This is a genomic window from Pseudomonas sp. DrBHI1 (genome assembly GCF_002205115.1).
GTDB classification, from domain to species: Bacteria; Pseudomonadota; Gammaproteobacteria; order Pseudomonadales; family Pseudomonadaceae; genus Aquipseudomonas; species Aquipseudomonas mosselii.
In genome coordinates, this window is the sequence record NZ_NIBE01000045.1 from 61,728 (window position 1) to 79,018 (window position 17,291).

Genomic DNA, 17,291 nt, shown 5'->3' on the forward strand with positions numbered 1-17,291 from the left:
ATGCTCTCTCCAAGACCTGACGAGGGATGCTTTGATGGCGACTTTTACAAGAGTACGACGTTTCCTGAGTGTGGGCGCCGCCCTGGTATTGACCATGAGCACTGCGCAGGCCATGGCCAAGGAAGTGAGCATCGGTTACGTGGATGGCTGGTCGGACAGCGTGGCCACGACCAACGTGGCCGCCGAAGTGATCAGGCAGAAACTCGGCTATGACGTGAAGCTGCAGGCCGTGGCCACCGGGATCATGTGGCAGGGCGTGGCCACCGGCAAGCTCGATGCCATGCTTTCGGCCTGGCTGCCGGTGACCCATGGCGAGTACTGGGCCAAGAACAAGGACAACGTCGTCGACTACGGACCGAACTTCAAGGATGCCAAGATCGGCCTGATCGTCCCCGAGTACGTCAAGGCCAACAGCATCGCCGACCTCAAGACCGATGCCAGCTTCAAGAACAAGATCGTCGGCATCGATGCCGGCTCCGGGGTCATGCTCAAGACCGAGCAGGCCATCAAGGACTACGACCTGACCGGCTACAAACTGACGGCCAGTTCCGGCGCGGCGATGACCGCCGAGCTGGGCCGCTCCTACGCCAAGCAGCAGTCCATCGCCGTGACCGGCTGGGTGCCGCACTGGATGTTCGCCAAGTGGAAGCTCAAGTTCCTCGAGGATCCCAAGGGCGTGTACGGCGCCGCCGAGACGGTCAACAGCATCGGCAGCAAGGAGCTGGCGAGCAAGGCGCCGGAAGTGGCCGAGTTCCTGAAGAGGTTCCAGTGGCAGTCCAAGGACGAGATCGGCGAAGTGATGTTGGCGATTCAGGAAGGCGCCAAGCCGGAGGCCGCGGCCAAGGACTGGCTGGCCAAGCATCCGGAGCGGGTCAAGGAGTGGACCGGCAAGTGATGGCTTGAGATGGGGCTGCCGTGCAGCCCTTTCGCCGGCAAGCCGGCTCCCGCAGTGTCGGCGCAGATCCCCTGTCGGAGCCGGCTTGCCGGCGAAAAGGGCGCGCAGCGTCCCCAGGATTTGTTACCGATCTTGCAAAACACCGTTGCATCTAAGACTAAGGTCGTCTGGTTGGCGTCCAGCGGCAGCATAAAGTTGGAGTCGGGTTCTCCCTACTCTGTGCTGCTAGGACAAAAACAATGAACGACAGCATTTACCAATCGATACAGAACAGTCCGCGCTTCAAGGAACTGGTCACCAAGCGTGAGCGCTTCGCCTGGATTCTCTCGGCGATCATGCTCGGCCTGTACTGCGCCTTCATCCTCCTCATCGCCTATGGCCCGCACGTGCTGGGCGCCAAGCTCAGCCCCGATTCGTCCATCACCTGGGGCATTCCCCTGGGCGTCGGCCTGATTGTCTCGGCCTTCGTGCTCACCGCGCTCTACGTGCGTCGCGCCAACGGCGAGTTCGATGAACTGAACAAGGCCATTCTCGAGGAGGCCAAGCAATGATCCGTCACGCCAAAGCCCTGGCCGTCCTGGCCTACGGTGCCTTCGCACCCGCCGTGTGGGCCGCCGATGCCCTGACCGGCGAGGTGCAGAAACAGCCGCTGAACGTCTCGGCGATCGCCATGTTCGTGGCTTTCGTCGCCTTCACCCTGGGCATTACCTACTGGGCCTCCAAACGCAACAAGTCGGCGGCCGACTATTACGCCGCCGGCGGCAAGATCACTGGCTTCCAGAACGGCCTGGCGATCGCCGGCGACTATATGTCGGCGGCCTCGTTCCTGGGTATTTCCGCGCTGGTGTTCACCTCGGGCTACGACGGTCTGATCTACTCCATCGGCTTCCTCGTCGGCTGGCCGATCATCCTGTTCCTGATCGCCGAGCGCCTGCGCAACCTGGGCAAGTACACCTTTGCCGACGTGGCCTCGTATCGTCTCGGGCAGAAGGAAATCCGCACCCTGTCGGCCTCGGGCTCGCTGGTGGTGGTGGCGTTCTACCTGATCGCGCAGATGGTCGGTGCCGGCAAGCTCATTGAGCTGCTGTTCGGCCTGGACTACCACGTGGCGGTGATCCTGGTGGGCATCCTGATGTGCCTGTACGTGCTGTTCGGCGGCATGCTCGCCACCACCTGGGTGCAGATCATCAAGGCGGTGCTGCTGCTGTCCGGTGCCAGCTTCATGGCGCTGATGGTGATGAAACACGTGGGCTTCGACTTCAACACCCTGTTCTCCGAAGCGATCAAGGTGCATGCCAAGGGCGAGGCGATCATGAGCCCGGGCGGCCTGGTCAAGGACCCGATCTCGGCGTTCTCGCTGGGCTTGGCGCTGATGTTTGGCACCGCGGGCCTGCCGCACATCCTGATGCGCTTCTTCACCGTCAGCGACGCCAAGGAAGCGCGCAAGTCGGTGCTCTACGCCACCGGTTTCATCGGCTACTTCTACATCCTGACCTTCATCATCGGCTTCGGCGCGATCCTGCTCGTCAGCACCAATCCCGACTTCAAGGACGCCGCCGGCGCCCTGATCGGCGGCAACAACATGGCGGCGGTGCACTTGGCCGATGCCGTGGGTGGCAGCGTGTTCCTCGGCTTCATCTCGGCAGTGGCCTTCGCCACCATCCTGGCGGTGGTCGCCGGCCTGACCCTGGCCGGTGCCTCGGCGGTGTCCCATGACCTGTACGCCAGCGTCTGGCGCAAGGGCAAGGCCAACGACAAAGACGAGATCCGCGTGTCGAAGATCACCACCATCGCCCTGGGCGTGCTGGCGATTGGTCTGGGCATCCTGTTCGAGAAGCAGAACATCGCCTTCATGGTCGGCCTGGCCTTCTCCATCGCCGCCAGCTGCAACTTCCCGGTGCTGCTGCTCTCGATGTATTGGAAGAAGCTGACCACCCGCGGCGCCATGATCGGTGGCTGGATGGGCCTGATCAGCGCGGTGGGCCTGATGATTCTCGGCCCGACCATCTGGGTGCAGATCCTCGGTCACGAGAAAGCCATCTACCCGTACGAGTACCCGGCGCTGTTCTCGATGATCATCGCTTTCGCCGGCATCTGGTTCTTCTCGGTTACCGACAAGTCCAAGGCTGCCGAGAACGAGCGCGCGCTGTTCTTCCCACAGTTCGTCCGCTCGCAGACCGGCCTGGGAGCCAGTGGCGCGGTATCGCACTGATACCTTGAGCTGAACACACAATGCCCCGGCCTATGCCGGGGCATTGTGCTTTCAGAGTTGTCGCATTACCTGCCGCTAGGAAATTTCTTAGGCCCGCTCGGAACGGTCTTAGTCATCGCCGCGACGTGTTCGCCAATACTTCTCCTCACCCGCTGGCCGCGCGCCGGCAGGCATTGACCAATTTAAGGAGATCAGATTCGTGAACCGCACGTTACTCGCCCTTCCCCTGGCCATGTTCTTCGCAGGCTCCGCTTTTGCGGTGGACCCGATCGAGAAGCAGGTACAGGTGACCGCCCAGGTGCCGACCGACGCTTTCTTCGTCGAGCCGGTAGGCGGCAACTGGATGAACGACCCGCAGGAAATGGCCTGGAACTCGTATCAGGCCAAGCTCGATCCGATCCGCAAGCAATTGCAGGTCAAGAGCACTGTGGGCCCGATCACCGCCTATCTGGTTTCGCCGGCGGTCATCGCCAGCGGCACCGAAAACATCGGCCTCGACGTCAAGGTCGGCGACACCGTGCTGCAGACCACCCCGGCCGAAGTCGTCAGCGCCACCCAGGCGGCACCGGGCGCGATCATCGGCTTCGAGGTGGCGGCCCAGCCCGCGCCGGCGAGCGGTTATGTGCCTGGCAATTACCAGGGCCTGGTGAGCATGATCTTCGAAACCGCCGCACCCTGAGCCTTCTCTCTTCGTTCATCCGTTGTTCCCCCTGACCCTCGGCTCCCGCCGAGGGACGGGTGGGTATTGCCTGCAAGCGACACCTCATGACCAATCATTCCATCCTGGCGGCCATGGGCCGCTGCTTGCTGTTGCCGGCCTGGCTGGCCGTCCACGCGCCCGCTAGCCAGGCCGCCGGCAATGCACTTGGTGCCGTCGATGGCCTGCCGCGCGAGTTCGAAGCGCATTTTTTTGATGTGCCGCTGGCGGTCCGGGTCGACCTTGATGGGCGCTACCTGGGTGATGCCATGGTGGTGCTCAGTCGCGATCAGCGCGTGCAGCTGCTGGAGTTCACCGATACCCTCGACAGCCGTGAACCGGAAAGCCTGCGCCGCCGCTGGCACGAGCGCCTGTTTGACGGCCGTCCTTTGGGGGACTGCCGCGGTGATTGCCCCGACGGCCTGCGCGCGGTGCACTACAGCCTAGTGAACTCGCAGCTGTCACTATTGACCGACCAGGCCGAGATCGCTGAGGTCAGTGAACGTTTTCACCGCCAGCCGGAGCAGGGCAGCTATGGGCTGCTACTACGCAACCAGCTCAACCTGGTCAATGACGGCCATGCCACCAGTGGTCGTTATGCATTGCAGGGCCAGGGCAGCGTCGGCAATTGGACCACCTTGGCCGATGGCCAGCTTGACCGGGGTAGCGACAGCCGCCAGGGCACGCGCCACCGGGTCGACCAGCTGTATGCCGAGCGCCTGGTAGAAAACCAGTTTTATCGGCTGGGCTACTTCACCCCAAGCGCCCAGGGGTTGACCCGCCAGCCGCGGTTGATGGGAAGCACGGCCGATACCACCTTCGGCTTGATGCTGGGGAGCAGCGACAGCCTGGCCATCGATACTGGCGCACCCAGCACCACGCCGATCTACGTTACCCCTAATCGTCCCGCCGTCGCCGAGGTCTATCGCAATGGCGTGCTGATCAACAGTCAACCGGTGCAGCCTGGTTTGCAGACCCTCGACACCAAGGTCCTGCCCGGGGGCATCTACGAAGTCGAGGTACGGCTGGTCGAAGACGGCCAGGAAACCTCGCGCAGTCAGGAGTTCATCTACAAACCCAGTAACTGGCGCAGCACCGATGCGCCCTGGCGCTACAACCTTTACCTGGGGCGCCAGAGCACATTGCTGAGCAACTGGGAGCGTGATACCGACGACAGCCTCGCCGCTGGCGTGCTGGCCAACTACATGTTGCATCCGCGGGCGATCCTGGGTATGTCGGCGCAACGGGTTGATGACGCCATGCAGTATGGCACCTCGCTGGACTGGGATATGCGTGAGCGTTTCAAGCTGTACGCCAACCTGTTCCAGACGCAAGGGCAGGGCAACGGCTACGACATCCAGCTGATCCATGCCTATGACAGCGGTTCGTTGGTTGCCAGCCACAGCCGAACCTGGCTGGCGCGCCCTGACTGGCGCCGCCTCGATGATAGAGCGCGGCGGCCATTCCAGGCGCGCCAGACACAGTCGTCCCTGTCGCTGAACCATCGCCTCGACCCGCGCAATACCGTCAGCATGCGGCTTTCGCAGTCTGAAGACGTCAATGCCGGCACCGGTCTCGACCTGGGGTGGGCTTACTATGGTCGGCTGCTGGGCTCCGATGCCAACTGGCGGTTGTCGCTGTTCGATCGTCCAGGAACGGCAGCCACCGGCGAATCTCGCAGCCGCGGCGTCAACTTGAGCCTGAGCATGAGTCTGGGTGGCGGCAGTGGTCGGCGTGTGTCCGCCAGTGTCGGTAGCCGCACCTCGCGCGACGGCGGGCGCGATCTCAACGCCTCGCTGGCCTACCAGCAAGATGTCGATATCGGCCCGCTGCGCAGCGTCGGCGCAACGCTCAGTGCGGACCGCTACGGCGCAGGGCTTGGCGGCGATACCCAGTTCGAGAGTCAGGTCGTGCACGGCGATGCCTATGTCCAGCGTTCGTCCTACAGCGGCGACTTCACCGGTGGCCTGAATCTGCAGAGCATGTTGGCCGTGGGAGCAGGCAAGGCGGCCATGAGTGGTCAGTACCTGCCGCACCAGGCCGGGCTGATCGTTGATGTCGAGACCGATATCGAGGGGTTGAAGCTGCGCGCCGACGACCGCCATGGCGGTTCCGCCAACCTGCAGCCTGGGCGCAACCTGATCCCGGTTGCAGCCTACAAGGCCGGGCATGTGCAGTTCGATTTTGAGGGCAGCGCGGTCACCGCAGCCGTTATCCAGCCCGCGAGCCTGGACTATCACCTCAACCGTGGCGGCATCGAATACCGTGAACTGCGGGTGTTGCGCACTGTTACCGTGCTTGGGCGCCTGTTTGACGAGCATGGCAAGCCGATGCGCGGCGCCCAGTTGATCAACCACGCCAGCCGCAGTGTCACCGAAACCGATGGCTTCTTTGCGGTCGAGATGAGCGAGTTGAACCCTACCTTGGAGATTCGCCAGCAGGGGCAGGCGGTATGCCTGCTGAGTCTGGACGTGAGCACGTTGGCGCGGGAGGACGATGTGCTGCTGGCTGGCGACCAACGCTGTGTGCCTGGGGTGGCGCAGGTCGAGGCGGTTGTACGCAACGGGCAGGGGTAAGCCGTTCAGTAAGGTGCAGCTCGGATGATCCCTGCTCAGGGTAAAGGCCTACTGCCGTTTAGGGCGTTTCAGATGGCCATGCGGGAAGGTTCCCGCAGGTTCGGCCATGGCCACGCAGCCACTCCCCATCAATACTTTCCCGTCAATGACGCACGGAGTTCGCATCATGAATATTTTCCGCCTGCTGGCCTCGACACTGCTGGCGCTGCCTCTGGTCGCCAGTGCCGCTCCCGAGCTCAATGTCGGCGCGCTTTATGACTACGTCGACGGTGACAAGAGCACCTTGCTCAAGCGGGTACGCAACAGCGGCGACACCACTGCGTTTGTCAAGGTCAGCGTCGCTGAACTGGTGTATGACGCAACTGGTGTTGCCCGTGAAATTGCCACCGATGGGCTGCCACTGGAACAGCGCGGCTTGATCGCCAGCCCGGCGCGGCTGATCATCCCCGCCCAAGGCATGCAGGCGGTACGCCTGCTTTATCGTGGCTCACGGGAGCAGGAGCGCTATTTCCGTCTGCGCTTCGTACCGGTGCTTCCGGAGTCGGGCGATGGTTTCATGGTGGATGACCAGGAGGCGGAAAAGTACCGTGACAGCCTCAAGGCCGGGGTCAATCTGCTGGCCGGATATGGCTCGCTGTTGTTCGTCCGGCCTGCCGAGACACGCTATCAGACCCACATACGGCGCGCAGGCGGGCAACTGACTGTCGTGAACCAGGGTAACGCCACGGTTGTGCTCGATCATTTTCGCCTGTGCCAAGCCGCAGGGCAGGGATGTGCGCCCGCCACCAAACACCACGTCCTGCCGGGTCGCACCCGGCAGTTCGACGGGGAGACCGGCAAGGTGCATCAGTTCGAGTTAATTGAGGGCGGTAATACCAAGGCAATGGTGGTGGAGGGATGATCGTGTTTTTTTCATCCATCAGACAGCGAGGGTGGGCACGCTGGGGCTGCGCGATAGTACTGTGCGGGGTCATGCCAGTGGCCAGCGCATTGGACGTGACTATTAGCGCAGAGTACCGGGGTGGCGGATCAGGTCGCTTCGAAAACACAACGCCTCCGGGTGGGGTGTGCAGGTACTGGCCCGCCACGTGCCGAGGGGCCACGACGGTCGACTTGCCGATTACCTTCACGAAAAAAGCGGTACAGGAGGCGGCGGATCCGCGCGACGAGTTCTTCCTGCAGCTTCCCGGGCGGCGTGAGGTGGACGTCTACCACGATGAAACCGGTGAGCCACGACGAATGGCCTTCGAGTGGACGTTGTTCAGCGTGGTTGCGAAGAGCGCAAGGCTCGATCGCAATCCAACTTATAACCGGATACTCGGAGGATGTGTTTCCGGTGGTGGATCGTCCGGCAGTTGGGGAGACGGCAGGGCGCGGGTGCTTTGGCGTCTAAGTGATTCGCTCACGCCTGGCGCTTGCTGGTCGCGTAGCATCTATGCTCCCGCAGGCACGGTGATGCAGGCTGACGTTGAAGAACTCAGTGTAGGTTTCAACCTGAACATACCGCCACCTTACCGGCTCAAGGCCGGCAAGTACCGGGGCTCGACCACCTTTCGCATCGGCCCGGGTGGTGATTTCGACTTTGGCAACGATGTCAGCAACCTGAGTGGTGACAGCCTCACCATCAATTTCGAACTCGATGTGCAGCACGCCTTCATGTTCGAGTTTCCGCCTGGTTCCGACCGGGCTGTGCTGGAGCCCAGGAACGGCTGGCAGGCCTGGTTGGCCGGTGGCAAGGCGCCGCAGCGCATCTATCGCGACCTGCCGTTCAGGGTGTGGTCCACCGGCCCGTTCAAGGTCTATAAGCTTTGCCAGCACGACATGGGCGCGCACTGCGCGATCCGCAGTGACGAAGGGGAACAGGTGGCTGTGGAGGTCGCCATGAGTCTGCCTGCGGGTATCCAGCACCGGGGCCAGGCGGTGGAACGCCTGCAGTTGCCTACTGGCCGCTTCGCGGCGCTTCAGTTCGAGGCGGCCATGCCAACGTTGAATCGACCAGGCCAGTTGCATTTCGAGGTGGGACGCAGTGATGTCCAAGCGATGCTCAAGCACCCTGGCAGTACTTATGCCGGCCAGGTCACCGTGGTCTTCGACGCCGAGCTTTAACCGGCTGAGGTAGCGCACGAGGTAAACGCTATGCACAGAGCACTTGTGGTTGACGACCATCCTTTCATCCGCAGCACCGTCTGTATGCTGCTGCGCCAGCAACGCCTGGAGATAATCGGCCAGGCCGACAATGGCATCGACGCGGTGCGCCTGGCCCGTGAGCATGCGCCGGACCTGGTAATTCTCGATATCGCCATGCCTGGCCTGGATGGGCTGGAAGTGATCGCCCGGATCAAGGCCCTGGGGACGCCCACGCGTATAGTGGTGCTGACCTCGCAACTGGCCGAGTCCTACTCATTGCGCTGCATGCAGGCTGGGGCCGTTGGGTATGTGTCTAAAACCGATGATCTCGATGAACTCGGCAAAGCGGTGCGCGCTGTGCTGTCTGGCTATAGCTACTTTCCCGAAGTGGCGCTCAGCTCGGTCAACCGCCGTGACCTGCAGGCAACCGAGGCACAGTGCATCGCCAGTTTGACCGATCGCGAGTTGATGGTCCTCCAGCACTTGGCGCGTGGCTATAGTAACAAAGCCATCGGCGAGGCCATGTTGTTGAGCAACAAGACCATCAGTACCTACAAGATTCGCCTACTGGAAAAGCTGCGACTCAGCTCGTTGATCGACCTGGCGGATTTCGCCCGTCGCAACGCGCTCATCTGAGCGCTGTAGTCCCGTGTTCCTGCGTGCCTTGCTGATAGGGATACTGGGGGGGCTTGGCTACCTGCCAACTTGCGCGGCCGTGCAATTGCACGCACGCCCCGCCCCGCAGACACCGCCGCCGGTTCTGGATAACGAGGAACTGCGTTGGCTGTGGGAGCACCGCGTGTTACGCCTGGGCGTGATCGCCCGTGACAACCCACCGTTCGACATGCTTACCACGGGGCAGGCCTACGAGGGCATCACCGCCGATTACGTCGGGCTGCTGGCGAGTCAACTGCGCCTCGAAGTGCAGTTGCAGGTGTTTGCATCGTTCGCCGAGACGGCAGCTGCCCTGCGCCAAGGCCGTATCGACCTGCTCGGGTCCGTCAGCCCGCAGCAGGCGCTCGAGGCAGGTCTGCATCTGTCTGCGCCCTATGCCCAGGATCGTCCCTTGCTGATCGCCCCGCAGGAGCATGCGCGGGAACGGGCCCGCAGCGGCGCCAGCTTCAGGTTGGCGCTGGTCGACGGATATCGTCCGCGCCAACAGGTACAGGCGTTATACCCCTTGGCCGAAATCCAGCTTCATCCCTCGCCGTTCAGCGCCTTGGCGGCACTCGCGCTGGGTGACGCCGACCTTTATCTGGGCAGCACGCTCGGAAGCCGTTATCTCCTGGGCCGCAACCAATGGAACGGTGCCGAGGAAATTGGCCATGCGGCCCTGACCAGCCAAGCTGTCGGTTTTGCCATGGCCCGCGACAACAAGGCGTTGATCGGCCTGGTTGATCGAGTATTGGACGGCCTTGGCGATCAGCATGCGGATATTCACGAGCGTTGGCATGCCCGACCTGCTGCCGTGCACAGGTCGCCAGGCATCCCGCTGAGCGATGTCGAGCGGCACTGGCTGGCCGAAAACCCACGCATCAAGGTGCTGGTGAATGAACAGGCAATGCCGCTGAGCTATCGCGATGGTAAAGGCCAACTGCAAGGGTTGAGCTTCGATCTGTTGCAATTGCTTGGCCGGCGAACGGGCTTGGAGTTTGACATCGAGGCGGGTGGCACTACGGCACAGATGGTCGAGCAGGTACGCATGGGAAAGGCACAATTGATCGCGGGCCTGCCCTACAGCCCGGCGCGTGGAGAGCGCCTGCGATTCACTCGTGGCTTTCTGAGTTCTGCGTATGTGCTGGTGATGCAGGGGCACGCCGAGCGACCAGGTGATCTCGCCCAGCTGAACGGGCGGCGGCTGGCACTGGAGGAAGGCAGCGTGGCACAGGCGTTGCTGGCCCAGGCATATCCGAGGGTCGTGCAGTCACCGGTCAATGGTGCGTTGGAGGCGGTGCACGCGGTGGCCGCCGGGAGAGTCGCGGCAGCCGTGCTGCCACTCGTCCAGGCCCGGTTACTGGTTGCGCGCTGGTACCCGGGGCGGCTGCGGATCAGCAGCCTGGCCTTGCCAGCGGAGCATTTCGCGTTCGCCAGCAGTCCGGGTGCGGTTCATCTCCAGAGCATCCTCGACAAGGCATTGCTCGATCTGGCACCACGCGAAATCGATGTGCTGGTCCGGCGCTGGCGCAGTCCGCTGATCGTTGCCGCCAGTACCTGGCAGCGGTACCGGACTCCCCTGCTGCTGGGATTTCTCGCTGCTTTTGCCGCACTGCTGGTAGCGCTGCTGTGGATCCGCTACCTACGCCGTCTGCAGGTGCAGCTGCGGCGGGCCAAGCAAGGGGCCGAGGCAGCAAGCCATGCCAAGACTCATTTCCTGGCAGCCATGAGCCATGAGATCCGCACGCCGTTGCATGCCCTTTTGGGCATGCTGGAGCTCGCCCAACGCAAGGCCGGATGGGGCGTGCTCGATCACTTGGCCATCGAGGTGGCCGCTGACGCTGCCCGGGGACTGCAGGAACTGATCGGCGATATCCTCGATGTCACCCGTATCGAGGCGGGCGAGTTACAGTTGACGCCAGCGGTGGCATGCCTGCGCGAACAGGTGTCGCAGGTTATCCAGTTGTTCGACCATCAGGCTCGTGTCAAGGGATTGCGGCTCGATCTCACCGTTGAGGGCGAAGTTGACCGCCCGGTATTGCTTGACCCGGTGCGCTTGCGGCAGGTATTGGCAAATCTGTTGAGCAATGCGATCAAGTTCACCCAGCAGGGGCGGGTACAGGTGAGCGTCTGTGCTCAGTCCCGCGGCGATTGCCTGGTGGTACGCCTGATCGTCGAGGACACCGGTATCGGCATTGCCAAGGCCGAATTGGCCGAGCTGGGCCAACCCTTTCGCCAAGCCAGCAATCAGTCCCAGTCGCCGCGCAGCAGCACGGGGCTTGGATTGGGCATCTGCCGCAGCTTGTGCCAGATGATGGGCGGCAACTTGCAGTTGAGCAGCGAGCTGGGCAAGGGCACCCAGGCGCAAATCCACCTGGAGCTGCCAATTCATCCGCAGGATCCGTCAGAGCCCGTGGTGGCACCACGCAGTGATGTCCCGTCGGACGCAGTACCGCTGCGCGTGCTGGTGGCGGACGACTATCCGGCCAATCGATTGCTGTTGGCTCAGCAACTTGATTACCTGGGGCATCACGCCCGGGTTGCCGAGGATGGAGCGCAGGCCCTACGGCTGTGGTTGAACGAGCACTTCGATGTCGTCATCAGCGATTGCAGCATGCCGCGCCTCGACGGCTATGGTCTGGCCAGGGCGATTCGTCTGCATGAGCGTCGCAATGGAGGGACGGCGTGTCGACTAGTCGGGCTCACCGCCAGCGCGCTGGCGGACGAACGCCGACGCTGCCTAGCGGCAGGCATGGATGATTGCCTATTCAAACCCCTCGGTTTGCAGGCGCTGATCGGTGCCCTGGGCGGCAGTGTTGCGCAGCAGGGCAAATGTCTGGGGAATGAGGGCGCGCGCACGTCGATATTCGATTTCGATCATCTACGACAGTTGGCGGACAATGATCAGGGCGCACTGGAAGCGTTGCTTGCCGATCTGCGTCGCAGCAATCGTGATGATCTCACCCGCCTGGCAGATTCAGGCGACGATCCAAAGGCTCTGGCTGCCTTGGCGCACCGGGTCAAGGGCGGCGCACGCATCTTGCGCGCTGGCGATCTGATCAATGCCTGCGAGCGCCTGGAGGGCAGTTGCGCCAGCGCCCCCTTGGATCTTGAACGACTTCGCCGTGATGCTCAGGCCTTGCATGCGGTGATGCAAGACCTGGAGCACTATCTGGGCAGCCGGACTCAAGGCTGAGCGTCATGCCAGGCCAGGTTCATATCCTGCCCAGCAACAAGAGGATCAACAAGACCACCAGTACCACCCCGATTATGCCGGACGGGCCGTAACCCCATGCGCGGGAGTGAGGGAAGACCGGTAAGCCGCCGATCAGCAGTAAGATCAGGATGATAATGAGGATGGTGGTCATGGCGAAGTCCTTGCGTTATGGAAGGGCTGGGGCATAGCGGTAGCCGCTTAATGTTTCCGACTGGTGCCCTTGTATAAAAATTCAATCCACCTGCCTGACGATTGAATGGCCTGCCGCCCAATGGCGCCGTATTCAGCAGTTTGATGCCGTACCGGCAGCCGTGGTGTTGTGGCTAGACTCCAGCCATTCCCACTGTTCAAGGCGCTCCACCATGCACAACCGAATGATGATCACTGGCGCCGGCTCCGGCCTTGGTCGCGAGATTGCCCTGCGCTGGGCTCGCGAGGGCTGGCAGCTGGCTCTGGCAGACGTCAATGAGGCGGGCTTGCGCGAAACCCTGGCCTTGGTGCGCCAAGCCGGTGGTGACGGCTTCTCCCAGCGCTGCGACGTGCGCGATTACAGCCAGCTCACCGCCCTGGCCCAGGCCTGCGAGGAAAAGCTCGGCGGCATCGACGTGATCGTCAACAATGCCGGGGTTGCGTCGGGTGGATTCTTCGCCGATTTGTCCCTGGAGGACTGGGACTGGCAGATCGCGGTCAACCTGATGGGCGTGGTCAAGGGCTGCAAGGCGTTCCTGCCGCTGCTCGAGCGCAGCCGTGGGCGGATCATCAACATTGCCTCCATGGCCGCCCTGATGCAGGGGCCGGGCATGAGCAACTACAACGTGGCCAAGGCTGGGGTGCTGGCCTTGTCCGAGAGCCTGCTGGTGGAGTTGCGCCAGGTCGAGGTGGCGGTGCATGTGGTGTGCCCGTCGTTCTTCCAGACCAACCTGCTCGACTCGTTCCGCGGACCAGATCCGGCGATGAAGGCGCAGGTGGGCAAACTGCTGGAAGGTTCTTCGATCAATGCTGCGGATATCGCCGAACATATCCACCAGCGGGTCGCCGCTGGCGAGTTCCTGATCCTGCCCCATGAGGCCGGGCGCCACGCCTGGCAGCTCAAGTGCCAGGCGCCTCAGCGGCTTTACGACGAAATGGCGGACATGGCGGTAAAAATGCGGGCGAAGGCGCGCAAAACCGCGCATTGAGAGAGATTTCTGTAGGTTTTTTTACCTTTGCCAGTAGGTTGTGTCTATTTGTCCTGAGAAGGATTGAGTAGGCCAAAGCTGGCGGGGCAGTCTCCGATTTTCCCTTGAGCTGGAGGATCGGAACATGCTGGTAATTGGACGAGAAGTGGGCGAAGTCATCGTCATTTCCGAAAATATCAAGATCCAGGTGATGTCCGTCGAGAACGGCCAGGTCCGCTTCGGTATCTGCGCGCCGCGGGACGTGGAGGTGCACAGGACCGAGGTGTACAAGCGCATCAAGGCACTTGAGCTCGAGAAGCAGCAGGCTTGAGGGCCCGCTACTCGAACAGCTCACGCGCAACTTCATGCTTGGCCAGCAACTGGCACTGCTGGCTGTCCATGTCGAACAGGATGAAGGCCTGACCTTTGGCCAAGGCCTGGCGTACCCGCAACACGCGGGTTTCCAGCGGCGTGTCGTCGCCGTTGTCGGTACCGTCGCGGGTGACGAAGTCCTCGATCAGGCGGGTCAGTGTTTCGGCTTCAAGTTGCTCGTAGGGGATCAGCATGGTCTGGGCGGTGGTTGTGGGAATGGAGGCATGCTACGTGAATTTGGGGGCCTGGTGCGCCCCATTCCCGCTCGATCACCCTTTGTTGCCCACCAGACTGTCCACCGCCGGCACCCGGGTGTCGCTTTCCATCTGCGTGTCGTGTTCCAGTTGGTGGCTGAAGCGCTCCAGTGAGGCATTGGCCGGTTGCGAGTCGCTGGCGAATACCGGCGGGCTGAGCAGGTAGGCACCGAGCAGACGGCTCAGCGCCGCCAGGCTGTCGATATGGGTGCGCTCGTAGCCATGGGTGGCATCGCAGCCGAAGGCCACCAGGGCGGTGCGGATATCGTGCCCGGCGGTCACCGCCGAGTGGGCGTCGCTGAAGTAGTAGCGGAACAGGTCACGGCGTACCGGCAGGTCCTGATCGCCGGCCAGCTTGAGCAGGTGACGCGACAGGTGATAGTCGTAGGGCCCGGAGGAATCCTGCATGGCCACGCTCACCGCGTGTTCGCTGGACGCCTGCCCCGGCGCCACCGGGGCGATGTCGATGCCGACGAACTCGCTGACGTCCCAGGGCAGGGCAGCGGCGGCGCCGGAGCCGGTCTCCTCGGTGATGGTAAACAAGGGATGGCAGTCGATCAGGGGCTGGCGGCCGCTTTCCACCACGGCCTTGAGCGCCGCCAGCAAGGCCGCCACGCCGGCCTTGTCGTCCAGGTGGCGGGCGCTGATATGGCCGCTTTCGGTGAACTCCGGCAACGGGTCGAAGGCCACGCAGTCACCGATGGCGATCCCCAGCGCCTCGCAGTCGGCGCGGGTAGCGCAGTAGGCGTCCAGGCGCACCTCCACATGTTCCCAGCTGATCGGCATCTGGTCGATGGCTGTGTTGAACGCGTGCCCGCTGGCCATCAGCGGCAGCACGCTGCCGCGGTAGACGCCGGTGTCGGTGAACACGCTGACCCGGCTGCCCTCGGCAAAGCGGCTCGACCAGCACCCCACCGGCGCCAGCGCCAGGCGACCGTTGTCCTGCAACTGGCGCACGCTGGCGCCGATGGTGTCCAGGTGCGCCGAGACGGCGCGGTCGGGCGAGCTCTGGCGGCCCTTGAGGGTGGCGCGGATGGTGCCGCGACGGGTCAGCTCGAAGGGGATGCCCAGTTCGTCCAGGCGCTCGGCGACATAGCGCACGATGGTATCGGTGAAGCCGGTGGGGCTGGGGATGGCGAGCATCTCCAGCAGTACACGTTTGAGGTAGTCGAGATCGGGTTCGGGAAGTCGTTCGGACATGTCCAGGTCTCCGGTCGGGGTGAAATTTTCAAACTGTGGGCAAGGTCTTGTGGGAGCGGCCTTGGGTCGCGAAAGGGGGGGGCGAAGCGCCCCCGGGATGTCAGCTTCGCTGCATCTATTGCCGGGCCCGCTTTGCGGGCCTTTCGCGACACAAGGCCGCTCCCACAAAGATCCGAGGAGCTGTCAGGCCAAGGGGCGGCTGTGGGGAAACAACAAGTCGACAAAGCGCTCGGCCGTAGGCTGCGGTTCATGATTGGCCAATCCCGCACGCTCGTTGGCCTCGATGATCACGTAGTCCGGGTGCTCGGCATCGCGGACCATCAAATCCAGGCCCACCACCGGGATTTCCAGGGCGCGGGCGGTACGTACGGCGGCATCGGCTAGCACCGGGTGCAGGCGCGCGGTGACATCCTCCAGGGTGCCGCCGGTGTGCAGATTGGCGGTACGGCGCACGGCCAGCCGTTGCCCGGCGGGCAGGATGTCGTCGTAGCCCAGCCCCGCGTCCTTGAGCGTGCGCGCGGTCTCTTCGTCCAGTGGAATGCGGCTTTCGCCACCGGTGGCCACCTGGCGGCGTCTGCTCTGGGCCTCGATCAGGGCACGCAGGCTGTGCCTGCCGTCGCCGATCACCTGGGCCGGATGGCGGATTGCAGCCGCCACCACCTCGTAGCCGATCACCACGATGCGCAGGTCGACGCCTGCATGGAAGCTCTCCAGCAGCACGCGGCTGTCGAAGGCGCGGGCTTGCTCCACGGCATGGCTCAGCGCTTCGAGGGTGGTGATATTGACCGCCACTCCCTGACCCTGTTCGCCATCCACCGGCTTGACCACTACCGCGCCATGCTCGTCGAGGAACGCATGGTTGTCATCGACGCTCCCCGCCAGTTGCTGCGCCGGTACCTGCAGGCCAGCGTTGTGCAAGGCCTGGCGGGTCAGGCGCTTGTCCTGGCAGAGGGTCATGGTGACGGCGCTGGTCAGGTCACTCAACGATTCGCGACAGCGGATGCGCCGTCCGCCCAGGCTCAGGGTGAACAGCCCGGCATCGGCATCATCGACCTGAACTTCGATGCCTCGGCGCAATGCCTCGTCGACGATGATCCGTGCATAGGGGTTGAGGCCGGCCTCGGGCCCTGGGCCGAGGAACAACGGCTGGTTGATGCCGTTCTTGCGCTTGATGGCGAAGGTCGGCAGGGTGCGGAACCCAAGCTTCTTGTACAGCCGCTTGGCCTGGCGGTTGTCGTGCAGCACCGATAGGTCGAGACAGGCCAGGCCGCGGCTCATGAAGTGTTCGATCAGGTGGCGTACCAGCACTTCGCCGACGCCCGGGCGGGTGCAGTGTGGGTCCACCGCCAGGCACCACAGGCTACAGCCGTGTTCGGGGTCGTCGAAGGCCTTGCCGTGGTCCAGGCCCATGACGCTGCCGATTACCGTGTGGCGGTCTTCGTCCTCGGCCAGCCAGTACACCGGGCCGCCGAGGTGGCGCGGGGTCAGCAGCTCGGGATCGACCGGCAGCATGCCGCGGGCCTGGTACAGCGCATTGATTGCCTGCCAGTCCGCCGCACCTTGCGCCCGCCGAATGCGAAAGCCGCGAAACACGCGTTGCGCTGGCCGGTAGTCGCTGAACCACAGGCGCAAGGTGTCCGAAGGATCGAGGAACAGCTGTTGCGGCGCCTGGGCCAGCACCTGCTGCGGCGCGGCGACGTACAGGGCGATATCGCGCTCGCCGGCCTGTTCTTGCAGCAGCGCTTCGGCCAGGCTGAGCGGATCGGGGTAGGTGTGCCCGATCAGCAGCCGCCCCCAGCCACAATGCACGGCCCGTGGCTGGTCATGGGGCTCGCTGCCGTCACCGGCCAGGCGTGCCTGCAGGCGCTCGTAAGACGGCGCCTGACCGCGCAGCAGGCGTTGGCCGTAGGCGATCTCGTGGGCTTTCATT

Annotated in this window: 15 protein-coding genes; 11 read left to right on the top strand and 4 right to left on the bottom strand. The window is 63.4% G+C overall.

The window, feature by feature from the left end; translation table 11 throughout:
- Positions 1-34: 34 nt before the first annotated feature.
- From CC207_RS07435 to CC207_RS07480, 9 genes are all read left to right on the top strand, one after another.
- Positions 35-895 carry a glycine betaine ABC transporter substrate-binding protein gene (locus tag CC207_RS07435; RefSeq protein WP_028690858.1) on the top strand — a complete coding sequence of 287 codons (861 nt, stop codon included), beginning with the start codon at positions 35-37 and terminating at the stop codon, positions 893-895.
- Between the two features lie 239 nt (positions 896-1,134).
- Entirely contained in the window at positions 1,135-1,446 is a 312-nt protein-coding gene (locus CC207_RS07445) for a DUF485 domain-containing protein (RefSeq protein ID WP_028690856.1), read from the top strand.
- Complete coding sequence (locus CC207_RS07450) at positions 1,443-3,107, top strand: cation acetate symporter (RefSeq protein ID WP_088851810.1); 1,665 nt, start codon at positions 1,443-1,445, stop codon at positions 3,105-3,107. The genes CC207_RS07445 and CC207_RS07450 overlap by 4 nt, the downstream gene beginning before the upstream one ends.
- Positions 3,108-3,306: 199 nt before the next feature.
- The gene (locus CC207_RS07455) at positions 3,307-3,786 is read left to right on the top strand and encodes a CS1 type fimbrial major subunit (protein WP_028690854.1); all 480 of its coding nucleotides are present in this window, start codon (positions 3,307-3,309) and stop codon (positions 3,784-3,786) included.
- An 86-nt stretch (positions 3,787-3,872) separates the two neighbouring features.
- Positions 3,873-6,380, top strand: a complete 2,508-nt coding sequence (locus tag CC207_RS07460) for a TcfC E-set like domain-containing protein (protein ID WP_069017454.1) — start codon at positions 3,873-3,875, stop codon at positions 6,378-6,380.
- A 166-nt stretch (positions 6,381-6,546) separates the two neighbouring features.
- Positions 6,547-7,281 (top strand): molecular chaperone, encoded by a 735-nt coding sequence (locus CC207_RS07465; RefSeq protein ID WP_062361480.1) that lies wholly within the window; start codon positions 6,547-6,549, stop codon positions 7,279-7,281.
- Between the two features lie 212 nt (positions 7,282-7,493).
- A complete protein-coding gene (locus tag CC207_RS07470) occupies positions 7,494-8,486 on the top strand; it encodes a hypothetical protein (RefSeq protein ID WP_178080953.1) in 993 nt (330 codons plus the stop codon).
- Positions 8,487-8,516: 30 nt separating this feature from the next.
- Positions 8,517-9,143: a response regulator transcription factor gene (locus CC207_RS07475; protein WP_028690850.1), complete on the top strand. Its 627-nt coding sequence runs from the start codon at positions 8,517-8,519 to the stop codon at positions 9,141-9,143.
- A gap of 13 nt (positions 9,144-9,156) precedes the next feature.
- Positions 9,157-12,357: an ATP-binding protein gene (locus CC207_RS07480; RefSeq protein WP_143496089.1), complete on the top strand. Its 3,201-nt coding sequence runs from the start codon at positions 9,157-9,159 to the stop codon at positions 12,355-12,357.
- A gap of 19 nt (positions 12,358-12,376) precedes the next feature.
- Here the strand turns inward: CC207_RS07480 and CC207_RS07485 are convergent, their stop codons facing one another.
- Positions 12,377-12,529, bottom strand: coding sequence for a DUF3309 family protein (locus CC207_RS07485; protein WP_023630061.1), 153 nt, complete (start codon positions 12,527-12,529; stop codon positions 12,377-12,379).
- Positions 12,530-12,740: 211 nt separating this feature from the next.
- Here CC207_RS07485 and CC207_RS07490 point away from each other — a divergent pair, with 211 nt between their 5' ends.
- Together CC207_RS07490 and csrA are read left to right on the top strand one after the other, a co-directional pair.
- On the top strand, positions 12,741-13,556 hold the full coding sequence (locus tag CC207_RS07490) for an SDR family oxidoreductase (protein ID WP_062361488.1): 816 nt from the start codon (positions 12,741-12,743) through the stop codon (positions 13,554-13,556).
- A 124-nt stretch (positions 13,557-13,680) separates the two neighbouring features.
- Positions 13,681-13,866: a carbon storage regulator CsrA gene (csrA, locus tag CC207_RS07495; RefSeq protein ID WP_028690848.1), complete on the top strand. Its 186-nt coding sequence runs from the start codon at positions 13,681-13,683 to the stop codon at positions 13,864-13,866.
- Positions 13,867-13,873: 7 nt separating this feature from the next.
- On the opposite strand, the gene CC207_RS07500 is transcribed toward csrA, so the two are convergent.
- The 3 genes from CC207_RS07500 to ngg form a co-directional block, all read right to left on the bottom strand.
- A complete protein-coding gene (locus CC207_RS07500; protein ID WP_028690847.1) occupies positions 13,874-14,101 on the bottom strand; it encodes a YheU family protein in 228 nt (75 codons plus the stop codon).
- 75 nt (positions 14,102-14,176) lie between these two features.
- Positions 14,177-15,361 carry an osmoprotectant NAGGN system M42 family peptidase gene (locus tag CC207_RS07505; protein ID WP_028690846.1) on the bottom strand — a complete coding sequence of 395 codons (1,185 nt, stop codon included), beginning with the start codon at positions 15,359-15,361 and terminating at the stop codon, positions 14,177-14,179.
- Between the two features lie 183 nt (positions 15,362-15,544).
- On the bottom strand, positions 15,545-17,290 hold the full coding sequence (ngg, locus tag CC207_RS07510) for an N-acetylglutaminylglutamine synthetase (protein ID WP_088851812.1): 1,746 nt from the start codon (positions 17,288-17,290) through the stop codon (positions 15,545-15,547).
- Position 17,291 lies beyond the last annotated feature (1 nt).